2 protein-coding genes are annotated in these 1,012 nt (G+C 57.0%); both read right to left on the bottom strand.

The genetic code is table 11. From position 1 onward, the window contains the following. Positions 1–41: 41 nt before the first annotated feature. Positions 42–455, bottom strand: coding sequence for a cupin domain-containing protein (locus tag ABIB27_RS19350; protein WP_354254715.1), 414 nt, complete (start codon positions 453–455; stop codon positions 42–44). 266 nt (positions 456–721) lie between these two features. Continuing rightward, the coding region (locus tag ABIB27_RS19345) for a hypothetical protein (protein ID WP_354254713.1) at positions 722–1,012 on the bottom strand (291 nt) is incomplete at its 5' end.

Below are 1,012 nucleotides of genomic sequence, written 5' to 3'. Positions count from 1 at the left end.
CGGCGGTGCCCGGGGCGTCCCGTCATCAGGGGAGGGCGGGATCAGACTTCGGAGTACGCGAAGGAGTGTGATTCCAGGCCTTCGGGGTTGGGGCCGTAAATGGTGATCATCCGCGCGTAGACGGGTGCCCAGTACCGGCCCAGGCCGCCCGGATTGACGCGTGCCGAATCGCCCGGCCTCAGGATGACAGTCTTGCCCTGGCTCTCAATATGGAGTTCGCCCTCCAGTACGAAAGCGGTTTCACTGTGCGGGTGGAAGTCCTCCCAGGCGCAGGAACTAAGCGTCCATTCCGAGAGAATGAAGTCGTCCCAGCTGCCTACCGGGTGGGAATTGATAAACCGGCAGCGCAGGCTCCCATATTCGGCGCCCAAGGCCTCCAGGGGCTTCGCTGCCCAGAAATCAATTGCATTCCCCGTCGTCACTGGCGGGGACTGAATGGTGCCTGCATCATTCATGGCTTCAACCGTTTCAAGAGTCGGAATTCTTCTATTAGGCATGCCCGGTGAATATAAGTACCTCGCGTCGTAGTGAGGTGGATCACCGTGCTGCGATAGACATTACATGAACAATTGTTCAAGTCAAGCGTTCATGTTAGATGTTTGAAGATGACGGCCCGGGTCGGGAAATAGGTTCGAAATCTTCAGTTGAACCATTGACTTGAACATTCGTTCCTGTCAGAGTATTTGGACGACCAGCGTGACTGGCATCACACCGGCCGGGCTCAAAGCGGAGCCCGGCTGGCCCTCTGGAAATCAGAGGATGCATGGTTCGCGGCAATCTTCTCCGGGAGCCCTGACCGGGTTTCAGAGGTGATCGTCAGCGCAGTCCATACACCAGTGATGGAAAGTTCTTCGATAAATCTTTCGCAGCATCCTACAAAACGCAGGAAAAGCATCACGATATCTGCCCCTGCGGCATCTGTGGGGAATGTTTCCTGCCAGTAGTTCGCCGGGCGCCCCTGCACCGGGAGCTCTGTCTGGCCGATCAGTAAAAGACCGCGAACACCACCATG

The sequence above is a fragment of the Arthrobacter sp. UYEF21 genome (genome assembly GCF_040546085.1).
GTDB lineage: Bacteria > Actinomycetota > Actinomycetes > Actinomycetales > Micrococcaceae > Arthrobacter.
This window is presented reverse-complemented; position numbering and strand designations above follow the sequence as displayed.

Excerpts from the sequence above, each read along its gene's own strand:
- ABIB27_RS19350 (WP_354254715.1), bottom strand. The coding sequence starts at position 455 with ATGAATGATGCAGGCACCATTCAGTCCCCGCCAGTGACGACGGGGAAT.